The sequence below is a fragment of the Nocardiopsis aegyptia genome (assembly GCF_013410755.1).
GTDB lineage: Bacteria > Actinomycetota > Actinomycetes > Streptosporangiales > Streptosporangiaceae > Nocardiopsis > Nocardiopsis aegyptia.
Map to the genome: position 1 here is coordinate 715,809 of NZ_JACCFS010000001.1, position 15,910 is coordinate 731,718.

A 15,910-nucleotide genomic window follows, 5' to 3' on the forward strand; every position below is an offset into this window, starting at 1 on the left:
GCCGTGCAGGTCCCAGGCCCGCAGTTACCGGTTCCGGACGGTGAGCGTTGGACTCGAACGACTTCCGGCCGAGCTGCTGCTCCAACGCCCCGGTGACTACCGCAAACGCATCCGTGAGTACGTGAAGGAGGGCCGATGCCCGTCCAACTGACCAAGATCGACCTGGACGACCGTGACCGGAACGTACGCCGCTCCACGGCCGGGGACCAGCACCGGATCCTGATGAGTCTGGTCTCCGACAGCCTGGGCGGACAGAAAGTCGATTCCCCTAGGCACAAGGCCGGTCTGCTCTTCCGCATGGAGGAGACCCGGGCCGGGCGACACATGCTCGTACAGACCAGGTGTGAACTCAACCTGGAGCGACTGCCGTCCGGGTTCAGGCCTGCCGGGGTCAAGGACCTCACACCGCTGCTCAAACACCTCAACGAAGGCGACATCGTGCGCTACCGGATCGCGGGATGCCCGATGAAGCGGCTCGGTAAGAGCTCGCGGCCGCGTGAGATGTGGAAACAGAACGGACAGCGGTTGAGCTCAGGCGCCCATGAACTCCCGCTGATCGGGGAAGCCGCTGACGCCTGGTGGAAGAACAGAGCCGAGCAGAACGGATTGGGTCTTCTCAGCTCGTATGCGACTCGCGTTGAAGAGCGCGTCGACAACAAGGGCGACCGCGGGGTACGGATGCCGGCCGTGCGCTTCGACGGGCTCGCCCGCGTGCGTGACGCCGAGGCGGTGCGCACAGCGGTGCTGAACGGCATTGGTCGTGGCAAGACATTCGGCTGCGGGCTGTTGAGCCTGGCCTACCCAGGTGGGCGATGAACGAGCCAATCAACAACTGAGTCCCGCGGATGCGGGGATGGACCGACACACAGCCCTTCCGGGTCCATGAATCCGGGGTGAGTCCCGTGGACGCGGGGATGGACCGGGATGCCGCTGCCTGTCCTGCTACGAAACAGACAGGGCTTGCGAGGCCTACGACGGCGACTGCGAGGCTCTGGTCCTCTCGTTCGAGGACGCCGAGTTCATCGAGCACGCTCGCACTGACGTTCCCGAGCTGGTCGCCCGCGTGCGGGAGCTGGAGGAAGAGAACACGTGGCTGCGAGACGACCTGGAGGACGTGACCGCGTTCTCGGCTGGCGGGTACGCGCGCCCCTTCCACGTCGAGATCCTGCCCAGCGGCGACTGGGGCATCTACAAGGAGACCCGGCACAACGACCCGCTCGAGACCCACCCCGACCACGACGCCGCCCTGGCCCGCGCCCGCCAACTCCGGGAGGAGAAGTGAAGCGCGAGACCCACGAGTATCTGGCAGCGAACCGCACCCCCGGCCACGTGCCCGGAGAGTTCACCGACTCCCTGCCCGACGTCGAAGGAACCCTCGAAGAAGTCATGGAACGCGCCTACGAGGAAGGGCGCCAGAGGCTCCAGGAGAAGTGTGAGGGCACCGACACCTGATCCCCGCCACCGTGAGGCCCGGCCAACCGCCGGGCCTTCCGCACGCCCAAACCCCACCAACACGACGCACGCACTGACACAATCAGGAGCCCAGAAGCTCCACCGGCCCCGCACTCAGCCACGAAAGACCCCCCGTGCACACCACCATCTTTGACCGCCTCAAAAACAAGCCCACCTGGACAATCGTCGCCGTCGTCGGCACCGCAATAGGGCTACTCATCCTGGAGCGAAGCGTCGCCAACAACAACCCCGACGAACAAGAGGACACAGCCGCAACCGTCCCAGGGCAAGCACCGATCGAGTCACTACCCGTCCCGCCACGCGCCAACGAGGCCCCCGAAGAGTGGGAAGCCGTCCAGAACTGGTGGGGCGACACACCCAGCTACGACCGTGTGGTCATGTGCACCGAAATCTCCGGCGACGGCGACACGGGCACCCTGGCGAACATGTCGTGGGCGGCGACCGTCGAAGACCACTGGCGGGACGGGTTGGACGACTACACGCAGGCAGAGCCGCTGTCGCTGCTGCCAGTGGGTGGTTTCCTACGGTTCCTGTGCCAGAGCGAAGGATCAGACTAGGCCTGGGCGTTCCTTGGCCCACAAGGCCATGGGGAGTCTTGTCCTGGCGGCCATCGTCTGAGTCCCGCGGACGCGGGGATGGACCGTGCACGGGGGTGCGGGCCTCTCCGAAGGTCTCGTGAGCCCCGCGGCCGCGGGGATGGACCGTAGCGGGCCAGCGCAGAACGCGACTTCTCCAGGTGAGCCCCGCGGACGCGGGGATGGACCGGCCGGCGGTGCGCTGCACCCGCTCACCGCCTAGGTGTACTGACCACGGAGGTTGGAAACACCCACCCCGCCGGTTTTGGTCCGACGCTGAGCGGTGCACCTTCGAGCGTCAAGCTCATCTCCCCAACCCGACCTTTGAACCATTGCGACGATCACCCGTGACACCAGCGCATACCCTCATGCCCCTGGAGCTGCGCACGGAGCCGGGATGAACGCGTCAAGGTCGGACAGAGAGCATGTGAACCCTCAGAAGCCAGGCACACGGAAGCCTCTGGAAAGTACTATTACCTCACCCGACTGGAAGGAACCTCGTGAGTGAGGACACTAGGAAACGGTTGGGAATCGTGTGCGAACATACCGACGCGATCCGCACCCGTCTGGGCGGGGTTCACTCGGGACCCGCGTTGCTAGACGCCGTGTTCGAATGCGCTCGCCGAGGCCAGGACCTGACGGAACCACTCAACACGCTGCACAAATCTCTGTCCGCTCTCGGCGACACCCGAGGACTCCTCGGCTTCTCCAGCGACGACCGATACACGGGCTCCCGGGATCTACACGTGGCGGGAGCGGGCGCCCTGCGCCCCTCAGATGACTCCTACGAATGTCCGCAGGGGCGGTGCTCACGAGTATGGGAACCCAATCCGTCAGAGGAACCGCCGACCTGCTCGTTTGACGATCGGCCCCTGCACCTAAAGCAGCGGCGGTGACGCGTGGGTGTCCTGTTAGCGGAGTTGGGCAAGAAACTCACCGACCGGTGGGCGTCCATGCTCGCTCTTCCCGGCGCCCTCTACCTCGCGATTGCCCTCGGCGCATTCATCCTGGGGCAGGATCACACCTGGGACCTGCGCCACCTCCTCAGGGAAATCTCCTCCTTGGCCGAGCACCCGCACATGATGACCTTCGGTGGGCAGGCTTTGCTGTTCATCGCGGTATTGGCCGGTAGTGCTGTTGTCGGGCTTGTCGCCCGGGGCTTGGGCAGGGGCATCGAACGGGTGTGGCTGACGGCAGACTGGCACCGTTGGCCTTCGCCATTGTCACGATGGATCGACCGGAGGGTCACCTCTCGGCGACGCCGGTGGCGTGTACTGCGTCAGAACCTCGAACGTGAGCGCGGCACGTCCGCGTACCCGATGGCATATGACCGGATGGCGCGCCTCTCCCCGGAAGAACCGGGTCGACCCACGTGGTGCGGTGACCGGATTCGGGCGGTAGAGGTCCGCTTGGACCGGGATCACGAGGCGGACCTGGCCGTGATCTGGCCGCCCCTGTGGCTGGTCATGCCCGAGCCATCGCGCTGTGAGATCACCAAGGCTCGCGACGCGTTGTCACGCGCCACCGCCATGGCGGCCTGGGCCCTGCTGTACCTGCCCCTGGCCCTGTGGTGGTGGCCCGCCGCACCCGCAGCCGCGACCTTGGCCGGAACCGCGTGGCTGAGGACCAGGGCAGTGACTGACACCTACGCAACCCTGGTGGAAGCGACGGTGCGACTCCATGTGGGCGACCTGGCCGCCCAGGTCAACCTGGAGCACGAGGGCACATTCAGTAAGGACCTGGGCCGTCGCCTCACCCGCCGCCTCCGCGCCAGCCTCCCACCGATCCCACGAATGCAGGAGCACCAGGAAGAGCATTGAGCGCGCACACTAACCCCCTGTCCACCGCCCTGGCGCATCTCGACCTCATCACGGGCAACGGAAGTTTGGACGCTCCCGAGAACCCCTACGCCGCGCTCGCTCCACCTGTAGAACAGGATATGGCCCGCCTGGGGCAGTCGGTCGAACAGTCACCAGGCCACGTGTGGGACTCCACGCAAGCCCGGTACGTCCTGGGTCTTTACCACTGGTTCCGATCCATGGCCGTTCCTCCGGGCGATACGCGCGAGACGGCACTCGACGAGGCCGCGGGACACCTGGTCCCCTGCTACGCCCAAGGGGGCTATGCCCTCCCGGAGCGCCTTCGCCCTCACGTGAAGATGAGTGCCCTCAATTGGGCGCTAGAGATCACCGGTGATCTCCATGTCGGCCTTGAAGCGGACAGCCACGGCTGGGCCGAAGCGCTGTGGCGACGGCTCCTCTCCGACACCCCGGAGCGCGACCCGCGTCACCTGGTCCTGCGCGAAGCCCTGGCCACTGTCTTGAACCTCCGCTGTTCCCTGCTGTACCAACGCTTCTGCCTGCTGGGGGACCCCTCCGACCTCGACGAAGCGATTAGGCAGGGACGTGGGGCGGTGGTGGAGGCCCCTGAAGGATCATCTGAAGCACGTCAGGCCCGGATCGCGCTAGGAACCGCGCTTCTGTACAAGGCCCAGATCGCGACGAGCGACACCACCCTGGACGAAGGCATTTCCGTAAGCGAGCTCGCACTGGAGCAGGCGCCCCGAGACGATCCAGGTCTTCCTCTGCTTTTGTCCATGTTGATGTCCGGGCTGGCCACGCGTGCCACCCGTTCCGGAGATATGGCGGACGCGGACAGGGCCATCTCCCTTGGTCGGACTTATGTGCCCGAAATGCCCTTCGACAACCTGGACGCGCTCCACGTCGCACTCGCTGCTGCCCTTCTGACTCGCTTCGGCACCACGGGCGACACCATCGACCTCCACGAAGCAATCGCATACGCGCAAAAGGCAGTTAGCGCTGCCCCTGAAGGCCACCCCAAAGGTGCGGCCCTGCATACGTACAGTTCCGCCCTTATCCAACGCTTCAAGATCCAGGGGGATCCAGGGGATCTGGAACAGGCACTCCAGCACGCCTACGACGCCGTGGAGGCGATTCCCGAGAGCAACCCTATCCGGATCTCTTCTGTGTCTCATCTCAGCGCCGTCCTCAGCTTGGTGGCCGAGATGCACGGCGCGCACGAGGGTTTGGAGGATGGTATTGCTCTGGCCCGGCAGGCTGTCACACTCGCACCCGAAACTGATCCCAACCGGACCTTCCACCTGCAGCATCTGATCGCGGCTCTCTGCATTCGATACCAGCGAACCGGGGACCCCGACGACCTGGACGAGGCGATTCGTCTCTCGCGGCGACTGGTCGGTGCGCTACCCGAGGATTCCCGCCACCTGCCACACGTACTCGACACACTAGCCACTGCGCTGCACTTGCGCTACAGGCGTTTCGGTGGACTGAGCGACCTCGATGAAGCAGTCCAATTTGGTGAAGATGCCATAGCTCTGAACAAGAACTCCCGAGTATCTCCATCCCTCGTCGCACGGAATTTGGCCATGGTCCTTCTTTCGCGCTTCCAACACCTCAACAGGACCTTTTATAAGGGAATGTCAGGGCCACGGCGACAGAAGGTAGTCGATAGTGTCGTGGATCTGGATCGAGCACGCATGCTCGCACATGAATCAGTGAGCATTTCCACTGACCGCTTTGAGCGTTCCTTCTGCCTCGGTACGTTGAGCACAGTCCTGATGTTCTCCGCCGAACGCTATCGCAGTTCCCGATACCTGGAAGAGGCGATCAGCTACGGGTTCCTTGCAGTGGAGGCCACAGCACCCGATTCGGAGTTCCTCGTAGAGCACGTGACGAATCTCGCGAATTGCCTGTCGCTTCGCCCTGAAATAAGCCCCGAGCACTGTTCTACAGAAGAACTCGATTGTGCGGTCGAACTGGTCGAACGCATCATGGACGATCTCCCCGACGACGACAGACGACGCACACTCGTCCTGCATCAGCTAGGCCGGACAGCCCAGCTCCGACACCAACGCAGCGAAGACCCTGACGATCTGACCAGGATGATCGACGCCGGCGTCGCCATCACCCGATCCCCCTTCGCCACACCACTCCAACGCGCGCGGGCCGGTATGGTCGCCTCCGCTCAACTCGCCGCTGTGGACCCCGATCGGGCGGCCGAGCTCGCCAGCGAGGCCGTGGCACTCTTGCCCCAGCTCGCACCTCATCGGCTCCGGCACCACGAACACCGGGACAACCTGCGCAACGTCTCCGGACTAGCAGGGCATGCCGCAGCCCTCACGCTCAGTTCACACGGTGGAGCTCACCAACGGGCAGAAAGGGCCGTTCAGCTCCTTGAAACGGGAAAGGGTGTGGTGTTCACCCAGGCCTTAGGGATGCGCGGCGACTTGAGCGCACTGCGCCGTGAGCAACCGGAATTGGCCCAGCGCTTCGAATTCCTGCGCGGTCTCCTGGATGAAGAGGGCGAGGACTCCCTTTTCTCATCGATCTCTACCGCCCAAGCACCCGACCTCGACCGACACGAGACCGCCCGGGAGTTCACTGAACTCCTCGACCAGATCCAGTCCATTGAAGGATTCGCCTCCTTCGCACGACCGCCCAGCACTGCAAATCTGAACTCCGCAGCCTCCGAGGGGCCCATAGTGATGTTCAGCACGAGCTTTCACCGCTGTGACGCACTGATCCTGACACCGGCGGGAATCGTGCACCTGCCCCTGCCTGACCTCACCCTTGAGGACATCATGGATCGTGGGAATCAGTTCACTGAGCTCGTGCGTACGAGTTGGCACGGACATACCCAGGCACAGAGGGAAGAGGCTCAGACCAGAGTCGTCGATGTGCTCGCCTGGGTATGGGACTGCATCACGGGCCCTGTCCTTCAGGCTCTCGGGTTCCACGGGCCGCCAGCGAAGGGTGAGCCCTGGCCACGCGTGTGGTGGGCACCCTCAGGTGCGCTCTCGCTGTTGCCGCTCCACGCATCGGGACACCATGATCGCTCCACCCAGGGCGGGTGGACCACGGTGATGGACAGGGTCGTCTCTTCCTACACCCCCACCGTGCGCTCCCTGCAGCAAGCGCGAAGGAGCGCCGCCTCACGGACGGAGACCACCGGCGGCAGGGCACTGGTGGTGGCGATGCCCACCACACCAGGTCTGCCGCACGACGGCCGTCTCACTCACGTGGACGCCGAGGCCGCAACCGCGGTGCGTGCCCTCGCACCCGAGGTCACGGTTCTACGTGAACCCGATCCCTCGAAGGGCACGAAAACCTCCTCGAATCACCTTCCTACCCGGGACAACGTGCTCCGCAGCCTCCCCGACCACATGATCGCCCACTTCGCCTGCCATGGGGTGAGCGAGTACGACCCCTCACAGAGCCGTCTCCTGCTGCACGACCACGCCCAGGCCCCTTTCACCGCAGACAGTGTCAATGCGGTGCAGCTCGACCAGGCCCGGTTGGCCTACCTTTCCGCGTGCAACACCTCCTCTGTTGAGGACATGCTGCTGCCTGATGAGGCGATCCACATGGCCTCGGCATTCCACCTAGCCGGTTTCACCCATGTCATCGGCACCCTGTGGCAGGTGAGTGACGACGTCGCGGTCACGGTCGCGGAGAAATTCTACGAAAACCTACGCGCCGAAGATGGCCTCATGCACCCTGACCGTGCACCCTTCGCCCTGCATGAAGCGGTACGTTCCCTGCGGGCAGGCGACGACCTGCCCCTGCCGGAGATGGATCGCACCGCCAGTCCGGTTCTGTGGGCGAGTTTCATCCATACCGGACCCTAAATCAGAAACTCCTGAGCCACGACACCATTCAAGCCCCAATAAGACAGCAAATCTCCCAACCGGAACGAAGCTGGCGCCCCGGGGCCCGGTCTTCGAGGTTCGCGATGGACGTTCGCCGAGTCCCTTCGTATGCGCCCCTACCCGAGGAGAGCGACCGGGCCTGGGAGTGGGCCACGTGTCCGCGCAGCGGTATGGCCGGGCTGCTGGTGCCCGCCGACCACGAGGGCTACCGGTGGCGGGACTTCGATTACCTCACCATCCAGGACCCCCTGCCCGACGCCGTGTGGCAGAACGCTCTGGAGGAGGCCACCGACCAGGACCGTTTCACCATCGGCCTCACGGCCTCACGGCCTACCGCGCTGAACGGGCCGACATAGCTGAAACAGCCTGGGAACCCTTGGCCGAACACGGCGACATCGACGCGATGTGCAACCTCGGAGTCTTGCGGGAGGAAGCGGGCAGGGTGAGCGAGACCGAGGACTGGTGAGTCCCGTGGACGCGGGGATGGACCTGACGATCGCCTGCGCCACCATGTCCGCATCCGGTGAGTCCCGCGGACGCGGGGATGGACCGACGGAGTGCGCCGCCACTGCACCCGCTACACCGTGAGCCCCGCGGACGCGGGGATGGACCGACCGCACCCGGAACGCCACCGAACACTGGCCCATTGGCAAAAGGAAGCGGGCGCTGCGCTGCCCAAAAACCTGGTTCATCGGTGTCAGCGATCCCGACTGCACAACGCAGGGCTGGCCACATGCGGCCCTGGGGCTTGGACGAGAGCAGGGGCCGACATGTGGCCAGCCCTGCCGTCCGCCTAGCTAGTCGGCCCGATTCGTTGAGGGGCCGGGGCAGACAGTCAAGACGGTCAGCGCCTCGAGGCGGTCGGCCCCGTTGGTTCCATCGGCCCGGACGATCTCCAGTAGGCCGATGGGGCCGGCTGCCAGGCCGGTGTTCGGGAGTGAACGCATCATCCGCACGAGTGGTCGTGCCCGCTCACAACCCCTTGGCCGTCCCCCGAGTCCTCCAGACGCTGCTGGCCGGTGCATCGGTAGCGGATCTCGTTGCGGTTGTCGCCCACGCGCACCAGGTGAACGCGCACGCACCGGACTCGTACACGCATGGACGTACACCCGTACAGCACCACGATCCGAGCAGCCGGAGGGCGTGGACGTCGAGACTCTGTCGGCCCCACTTCTCCAGTCCCGCGTACCATCGCGGTACCAAGGTGGACCATTCTGGTTCAGGTGCGTTCCACTGTGGACCAGGGCTGAACCAGAACCCTGATATCCGGCCAGCCCACGCAATCGCGGCGGGTGCTTCTCGGGACGGCCTCCGGTGTTGGCTGGTGGGGGCAGGGACTCGATCAGGGCCCACTGGTCATCGGTCAGGTCAGAATGGCAGGTCGGGCATCGCGGCATGGGGGCCATGCTCACGGCCTGCCGGCATACCAGAGCTGAGATAGGCCGGATCCCCGCCGACACACCTCCCGGACGCGGGGCCACGCGTGATGAGGACGTGTCGAGACACCTAACACGTCCCGGGAACATGTTAAGTTTATCGAAGATTCTTAACATGTTTCGCGGACACGTCGAAGGAGTTGACGCGTGCCCTGGAGCCCTGACGTTCCCTTCAACGATCTGCCCCCGCTGCCACCGGCCGACCTCGACCTGGAGCCCAAGCCCGTACTCAAGGCGACCGTCCAAGCCCGAACAGCGCTGGCGACACTTACCCAGGCCAGCCAGCTGCTGCCGAACCCCAACATCTTGATCCACGCTGTCCCGCTGCTCGAGGCGCAAGCAAGCTCCGAGATCGAGAACATCGTGACCACCGCCGACGAACTGTTCAAGCACGCCGACTCCGGCGGGGGAGACCACGCCACCAAGGAGGCACTGCGCTACCGGAGCGCGCTGTTCGCAGGAGTCGAATCGATCAGGAACCGGCCGCTCACGTCTGCGACAGCTGTCCGAATCTGCTCCGAGTTGCAGGGGCGGGAGATGGCCATTCGTGCGATGGCCAGCACGCGCATCGCGAACCCGACCACACGGCAGGTCGTATACGCCCCACCTGAGGGCGCCGACCTCATTCGCGAGAAGCTCTCAGCCTGGGAGCGATTCGTTCACGCTGAAGACGACCTTGATCCACTGGTGCGTATGGCGGTGGCCCACTACCAGTTCGAGGCGATCCACCCCTTCCACGATGGCAACGGACGCACCGGCCGCGTCATCAACATCCTGATGCTGATCGAGGCTGGTCTACTGCACGACCCGATCCTCTATCTCTCACGCGCCATCATCGCCGACAAGAACGACTACTACCGACTCCTGCGAGCCGTGACAGCTGACGGCGCCTGGATCGAATGGGTCCTCTACATGCTCGACGTCGTTCGCGACTCTGCAGAGTCGACGACGCGAAAGATCAAAGCCATCCGCACGTGTCAGGAGGACATTGCCGAGCGAGCCCGCGCTGCCACTTTCGGCGGACGGGACGCACAGTTCTTGGCCGTCCTGTTCGAGCAGCCCTACTGCCGCATCAACACTGTCGCCGACCGATGCGACGTCTCGCGCCAGACTGCGTCGTCCTGGTTGCACGCCCTGGTCAAGGCGGGGCTCCTCCACGACGTCAAGGTCGGTCGAGAACGCCTCTTCGTGAACCACGAGTTCCTGGACGTGTTGACGCGCCCTGAGTGAGCAGGCGACACCGGCCCGGGCGGCCAGGGTCGCCTGATTGACACCCTGTGAGAGCCGGGTCTCACGGACCTGAGCACCCAGCTTGGGCCACCCAGTCAGGGCAACCTCTTCAGGCATCGCATGTTCGACGCCCTCGTTCGAGAACATAGCAAGCATGTCCTCGAACGAGGACAGCGGAACCGATGGGCGGTGGACATCTTCAGGTAGCCGATGAATATGGCGGGTACGTCCACACGAATCACCGGCTCGCCCCACCGCAGCGATTCTGTGGGTTGCGTGCGGCACGGTCTGCGCAGCGGCGCTAGGTGTACTGACCACGGAGGTTGGTAACACGTGAGGCGGGAGGGCCGCCGAGCGCGGTGTGGAACCGGTGGTGATTGTAGTGATGCAACCACTGCGGGAAGGCCTCCCGTCGCTCGGCCTCTGAGGTGTAAGGGCGGGCGTAGGCCCATTCCTCGGCCAGGATCCGGTTGAAGCGCTCGACCTTGCCGTTGGTCTGGGGCCGGTAGGGCCGGGTGCGCTTGTGCTTGATGCCCTGGGCGGCGAGCGCGTCGCGCCAGGCGTGGGACTTGTAGCAGGCGCCGTTGTCGGTCAGGACCCGCTCCACGGTGATGCCCACCGAAGCGAAGTAGGCCCGGGCGCGTGCCCAGAACGCGACCGCGGTCTCCTTCCTCTCATCGGCCAGGATCTCGGAGTAGGCCAGGCGGGAGTGGTCGTCCACGGCGTTGTGGATGTAGGCGTAACCGGCCCCGGAGCGGTGTTTGCGGCCCTGGGGCCGTCCCAGCGCCCGGTGGCCTCCGCCGGCGGGGATGTTGCCGCTCTTCTTGACGTCCACGTGCACGAGCTCGCCGGGCCGGTCCCGTTCATAGCGGCGCACCACCCGGCTGGTGGCCCGGTCGGTGTGGGCCAGGCGGGGCATGCGGTAACGGGTCAGGATCCGGTGCACGGTCGAGGCGTGCATGCCCAGGTGGCCGCCGATGCGGGCCGGCCCCCACCGTTTGAGGACACGGAGTTTGATGACGCGGCGCTCGCACCGGGTGGGGGTGCGCCGGGGTGAGCGGGCCGGGCGGCTGGAGCGGTCGTGCATACCGGCTTCGCCGTGTTGCCGGTAGCGGCCGGCCCACTTGCGGGCGGTGGTGACCGCGACCTGGAAGCGTTCGGCGGCACGCCGTAGTGGCCACTTGTCGTGGACCACGCAGCGGGCCAGGGCGAGGCGCCCTGCGGGGGCCAGGCGGGCGTTGGCGTGGGTAGTGTGGGGCATCGAGGGCCTTCTGGTGGGTCGGTGTAGACGTGGTAATCCACACCGATACCGAAGGCCCTCTTCTCGTGTGTCAGCCGGGGTGGGTGTTACCAACCTCCGTGGTCAGTACAGCTAGACCGCCCCTCACCCGCCATCTGACGTCGGTCATGGGACTCGACCCGGCTCCCACAGCATGGGCGGCGGAAGGCGTGGAGAGCTCTCAGGGGCCGACCTGAACACTTACTGAGGCTTAAACGGTGGTGTCGCTTCGGGGGTAGATGACGGCTCGCCCCCGGCATGGGACAACAACACCATGCGCTACCCCCAGGGCGGCGGAATGAGCGACGCCGAGCGGCAACGCCGTCACGCCATCCGACTCCGCGCCGCCGACCTCTTCAAACACCGCACCCCCACCGCCGAGATCGCCCGCCGACTCCGGGTGAGCCCGCGCGCCGTCCAACGCTGGCACCGGTCCTGGAAACAGGGCGGAACCGGCGCCCTGGCCTCGACCGGACCACCCGCCCGCCCCCGCCTGGACACTGACGACCAGCAACGCCTGGAAGCAGAACTGGCCAAAGGACCGACCAGCCACGGCTGGGACGACCAGCGCTGCACCCTGGCCCGTATCCGCCAGGTGATCTGCACCCATTTCGACGTCGGCTACACCCTCCCCGGCGTGTGGTACCTGCTCCGCCGCATGGGCTGGTCCTTCCAACAACCCGCCCACCGCTCCACAGAGCGCGACGATGCGGCGATCCAGGTGTGGAAGAAGGACGTGTGGCCGGCCGTAAACAGACCGCGGCGGCCCGCGACGCCTGGATCGTCTTCGAGGACGAAGCCGGGCACAAGCTGAGGCCGCCCATCGTGCGCACCGGGTCCCCGCGCGGGATCACTCCGCAGGTCACCACCCCCATCGGCGGGTAGGGACGGCTGTCGGTGGCCGCCCTGTGCGCCTACCGGAGGGGGCACGCCCCGGCTGCTGTTCCGCACCCGCGACCACACCGCCAATCGGCGCTCCCCTCGTCGCCGCTCCTTCGGCTGGAGCGATGACCGCGATCTGCTCCGCGCGGCCCACCGGGTGCTAGGGGCTCCGATCGTGCTGGTGTGGGACAACCTCAACGTGCACCGCAGCGCGGCGATGCAGGCGTTCATCGACGGCACTGACTGGTTGACGGTGGTGTACCTGCCCTCCTACGCCCCGGATCTGAACCCGGTAGAGGGGGTGTGGTCCGTGGTCAAGCGGGGCGGGTACGCCAACCAGGCCTTCACCGGGATCGATCAGATGGCCCGGGTGGTCGGGGCATCGCTGCGGCGTGTGCAGAACCTCCCGCATGTCCTGGAAGGGGTACTGGCACACATCGGCCTGGCCCTCACCGAGATCACCGACAACACGCAATAAGCCTCAGTATGAACACAACACTTTCGTGAGTGCTATGTCCCCACATATTCATCCGATGCGGCTTCGCCGCATGGTGGTGAGCGACGGACTCACCACGGCCTGCCCCTCCACCCTGTGAGCGCACAGGGGCACGCACCTTTCCTCCCGGTTCGGGCGTCGCCCCTGCCTCACCGTCTAACGTGGCTGTCGTGGCCCATACCCCCGCGTGGTTCTCCCGTCTCCACACCAGGCTCGTTCGCTCACGCCCCGAATTCGGCGATGCGCCCCGGCGCACCCTTGTCGCGGTCCTGGCTGTGGGCTGGCTTATCGTCTTGGGCATCGGCGCCTGGCCGCTGCCGTCCTTCCTGTGGGAGCTGCTGCCCGACCGCTCCCGCGACCTGCTCAGCCAGGCACCCATCACTAGGGCCGCAATCGCGACCCTTGCCCTCGCCGGGCTCCTGGCCACTGCGGTGGCGGGCCGGCGCTGGAAGCTCTGGCCCACCGGGCTGGGATGGCGGATCCTGGGCGCCTGGGCCACGGCCGTCCTACTGGTCGCACTCATCGTCGCCGCCCTGTGGCTGGTCTTGGGACTGCCCGGACTGGACACCACGCCTACTGTCTCCCCCAAAGCCCTGGACGCCATCGCTACCCGCGCCTTTGCGATCGTGGCCGGCCTGGGCGGTGTGGCGCTCCTCGTCATCGCCTACCAACGCCAGAGCGGCGAGCAGACCCGCCTGTTCACCGAACGCTTCACCACCGCGGTCGCCCAACTCGGTGAGGACCAACCGGCCGTGCGCCTGGGCGGAGTGCACGCCCTGGCTCACCTGGCCGACGACGCCCCCACACCAGGGCTGCGCCAGATGTGCGTGGACGTGCTCTGCGCCTACCTGCGCAACCCCGGCCCCGATGAGCTGCCCCAGGGAAGCACCGACGACCAGCAGCAGGCCCACCACGGCCGGGTGGTCGAGCACGCCGCTATGCGCGAGGTCCGCCTGACCATCGTGCGCACCATCAGCCAACACCTGCGCACACCCACCCCGTGGCGCGACTGCCACTACGACTTCACCGGCGTCGTCTTCGAACATCACGTCAACCTCACTGGGGCGGTATGCCGGGGACAGGTGGTTCTCTCCCAGGCGACCTTTACCCGAGGTGCCTACTTCCGGGACGTGACCTTCGCCGGCGACGCCAGGTTTCACCACACGACCTTCACCGGCCACGCCAGCTTCCTGGGCGCGACCTTCACCGGCCACGCCAACTTCCGGGGCGCGACCTTCACCGGCCGCGCCAACTTCCGGGGCGCGACCTTCACCGGCCACGCCAGCTTCCTGGGCGCGACCTTCACCGGCCGCGCCAACTTCCGGGGCGTAACTTTCACCGGCGACGCCAACTTCACCCGCGCGACCTTCACCAGCTACACCGACTTTCAGGACGTGACCTTCACCGGCCGCGCCAACTTCCGGAGCGCGACGTTCACCAGCTATACCGACTTCACGGGCGTGACCTTCACCGGCCACGCCAACTTCATGGGCGCGACGTTCAGCAGGGATGTCGACTTCCGGGGCGCGACGTTCTGCCGTTACGCAGACTTTGAAGGTAAGACCGCGCGGGATACTGCGCGGGGTGTGTGTCCGCGGGGTTTGCTGACGCTGGCACAGACCTCCGAGGGCGAGGTGCGGCTGCCCCGACGGTGGTCCCATCCCGGGCGGGTACGGCTTAAGGACCCGCCACCCCAAAAACCCGAAGGCGCGGCCTGAGACCCGACAGGCCGTCGGGCTCCCTGTCCAAGGCGACCAGCACCGCCCGTACGGTGTCAGTCACCTTCCACCGACAGGGGATAGTGAGCTTGTCACTGGGTTCAGCGCTGGTTGCCGTCCGTGCAGTGCGGGCACCATCCCCATGTGGACATCCCGCGTCCGATGCTCGCGCGGCCCGTGACCACCCTGCCCACCGGGCCGGGGCCTGGTCTACGAGCCCAAGTGGGACGGCTTCCGTTGCCTGGTGGGCCACCAGCCCGGTGTCGATCGTGTCCAAGTCCGGCCGCCAGATGGTCCGGCAGTGGCCCGAACTGGCCGAGGCGCTGCGCACCCTGCCCCGCGGCCTGCTGCTGGACGGCGAGATCGTGTGCTGGCTCAACGGGGCCCTGAGCTTTGACGCGCTGCTGCGCCGCAACCGCGCCGGCCGAGACCTGGCCCGACACTTGGCCAGCGTCGAGCCCGCGTACCTGGTGGTCTTCGACCTGTTGGGCGCCGACGGCGAGGATCTGCGCGGATCTCCGCTGCGGGAGCGGCGCGCCCGCCTCGAAGAGGTCTTCGCCGCCGAGCACGATGTGCACCTGGAACTGGTGTGGCAGACCAGCGATGTCGAGACGGCCCGGGAGTGGTACGAGGGGCTCGCCGGGGTCGGTATCGAGGGGCTGGTGATCAAGCAGGCGGAGGGCGTGTACGAGTCGGACCGCCGCGGGTGGCTCAAGCTCAGGCACCGGCACACCACGGAGGCAATCGTGGGCGCCGTCACGGGGTCCGTGCACCTGCCCCGCGTGCTCATCCTCGGACGGTGGCGCCCTGACCTGGGAAAGTACGGGGTGGTGGGCCAGACCAGTCCGCTCACCGCGCCGCAGGGCCAGGAGATCAGCGCGTGGCTGCACAAAGCCGAGGACGCGCACCCGTGGGGGCCCACGTACCGGCCCGCGTGGGGAGCCGACCCCGTGCGCTACCACCGGGTCCGCCCGGAACTGGTGGTGGAGGTCGCGCCGGACACCGCGGTTTCCGGCGGCCGGTGGCGACATCCGGTGACCTACGTCAGGCCCCGCCCCGACCTGAGCCCGGACGAGGTGCCCGCCGCCACCCGCGAGCACCCGTGAGCGCAGGAGCCGGCACGGTTTGCGAA

The 15,910-nt window shown here is 66.4% G+C and carries 14 protein-coding genes and 1 pseudogene; 12 read left to right on the forward strand and 3 right to left on the reverse strand.

Annotated elements, in window-relative coordinates; genetic code table 11:
* Window positions 1-135 precede the first annotated feature (135 nt).
* The 7 genes from cas6e to HNR10_RS03415 all read left to right on the forward strand — a co-directional run bounded on the left by cas6e (window position 136) and on the right by HNR10_RS03415 (window position 8,093).
* On the forward strand, window positions 136-816 hold the full coding sequence (gene cas6e / locus HNR10_RS03385; RefSeq protein ID WP_179820763.1) for a type I-E CRISPR-associated protein Cas6/Cse3/CasE: 681 nt from the start codon (window positions 136-138) through the stop codon (window positions 814-816).
* Window positions 817-1,063: 247 nt separating this feature from the next.
* The gene (locus tag HNR10_RS03390) at window positions 1,064-1,282 is read left to right on the forward strand and encodes a hypothetical protein (RefSeq protein WP_179820765.1); all 219 of its coding nucleotides are present in this window, start codon (window positions 1,064-1,066) and stop codon (window positions 1,280-1,282) included.
* Window positions 1,279-1,452: a hypothetical protein gene (locus HNR10_RS03395; RefSeq protein ID WP_179820766.1), complete on the forward strand. Its 174-nt coding sequence runs from the start codon at window positions 1,279-1,281 to the stop codon at window positions 1,450-1,452. Before HNR10_RS03390 ends, HNR10_RS03395 begins: the two co-directional genes overlap by 4 nt.
* Window positions 1,453-1,586: 134 nt before the next feature.
* Entirely contained in the window at window positions 1,587-2,030 is a 444-nt protein-coding gene (locus HNR10_RS03400; protein ID WP_179820768.1) for a hypothetical protein, read from the forward strand.
* A gap of 938 nt (window positions 2,031-2,968) precedes the next feature.
* Window positions 2,969-3,868: a hypothetical protein gene (locus HNR10_RS03405; RefSeq protein ID WP_179820769.1), complete on the forward strand. Its 900-nt coding sequence runs from the start codon at window positions 2,969-2,971 to the stop codon at window positions 3,866-3,868.
* A complete protein-coding gene (locus HNR10_RS03410; RefSeq protein ID WP_179820771.1) occupies window positions 3,865-7,716 on the forward strand; it encodes a CHAT domain-containing tetratricopeptide repeat protein in 3,852 nt (1,283 codons plus the stop codon). The genes HNR10_RS03405 and HNR10_RS03410 overlap by 4 nt, the downstream gene beginning before the upstream one ends.
* A 104-nt stretch (window positions 7,717-7,820) precedes the next feature.
* Window positions 7,821-8,093, forward strand: a complete 273-nt coding sequence (locus HNR10_RS03415) for a hypothetical protein (RefSeq protein ID WP_179820773.1) — start codon at window positions 7,821-7,823, stop codon at window positions 8,091-8,093.
* A gap of 590 nt (window positions 8,094-8,683) precedes the next feature.
* On the opposite strand, the gene HNR10_RS31670 is transcribed toward HNR10_RS03415, so the two are convergent.
* Window positions 8,684-8,815, reverse strand: coding sequence for a hypothetical protein (locus tag HNR10_RS31670; RefSeq protein WP_281390303.1), 132 nt, complete (start codon window positions 8,813-8,815; stop codon window positions 8,684-8,686).
* A 205-nt stretch (window positions 8,816-9,020) separates the two neighbouring features.
* Window positions 9,021-9,134 (reverse strand): annotated as a pseudogene (locus HNR10_RS03420) (IS5-like element ISFal3A family transposase); the annotation flags it as partial.
* Window positions 9,135-9,320: 186 nt separating this feature from the next.
* Here HNR10_RS03420 and HNR10_RS03425 point away from each other — a divergent pair.
* Window positions 9,321-10,403, forward strand: a complete 1,083-nt coding sequence (locus HNR10_RS03425) for a Fic family protein (protein ID WP_179820774.1) — start codon at window positions 9,321-9,323, stop codon at window positions 10,401-10,403.
* A 301-nt stretch (window positions 10,404-10,704) separates the two neighbouring features.
* Here HNR10_RS03425 and HNR10_RS03430 read toward each other — a convergent pair whose 3' ends face one another.
* Window positions 10,705-11,664 carry an IS481 family transposase gene (locus HNR10_RS03430; protein WP_179820776.1) on the reverse strand — a complete coding sequence of 320 codons (960 nt, stop codon included), beginning with the start codon at window positions 11,662-11,664 and terminating at the stop codon, window positions 10,705-10,707.
* 316 nt (window positions 11,665-11,980) lie between these two features.
* On the opposite strand from HNR10_RS03430, the gene HNR10_RS03435 reads away from it, so the two are divergent.
* The 4 genes from HNR10_RS03435 to HNR10_RS03450 all read left to right on the forward strand — a co-directional run bounded on the left by HNR10_RS03435 (window position 11,981) and on the right by HNR10_RS03450 (window position 15,884).
* Window positions 11,981-12,496 (forward strand): winged helix-turn-helix domain-containing protein, encoded by a 516-nt coding sequence (locus HNR10_RS03435; RefSeq protein WP_246406029.1) that lies wholly within the window; start codon window positions 11,981-11,983, stop codon window positions 12,494-12,496.
* Between the two features lie 225 nt (window positions 12,497-12,721).
* Complete coding sequence (locus tag HNR10_RS30715; protein ID WP_449409417.1) at window positions 12,722-13,042, forward strand: transposase; 321 nt, start codon at window positions 12,722-12,724, stop codon at window positions 13,040-13,042.
* A 188-nt stretch (window positions 13,043-13,230) separates the two neighbouring features.
* Window positions 13,231-14,778: a pentapeptide repeat-containing protein gene (locus tag HNR10_RS31935; protein WP_179820779.1), complete on the forward strand. Its 1,548-nt coding sequence runs from the start codon at window positions 13,231-13,233 to the stop codon at window positions 14,776-14,778.
* 269 nt (window positions 14,779-15,047) lie between these two features.
* Window positions 15,048-15,884, forward strand: a complete 837-nt coding sequence (locus HNR10_RS03450) for an ATP-dependent DNA ligase (RefSeq protein ID WP_312889092.1) — start codon at window positions 15,048-15,050, stop codon at window positions 15,882-15,884.
* Window positions 15,885-15,910: the final 26 nt, after the last annotated feature.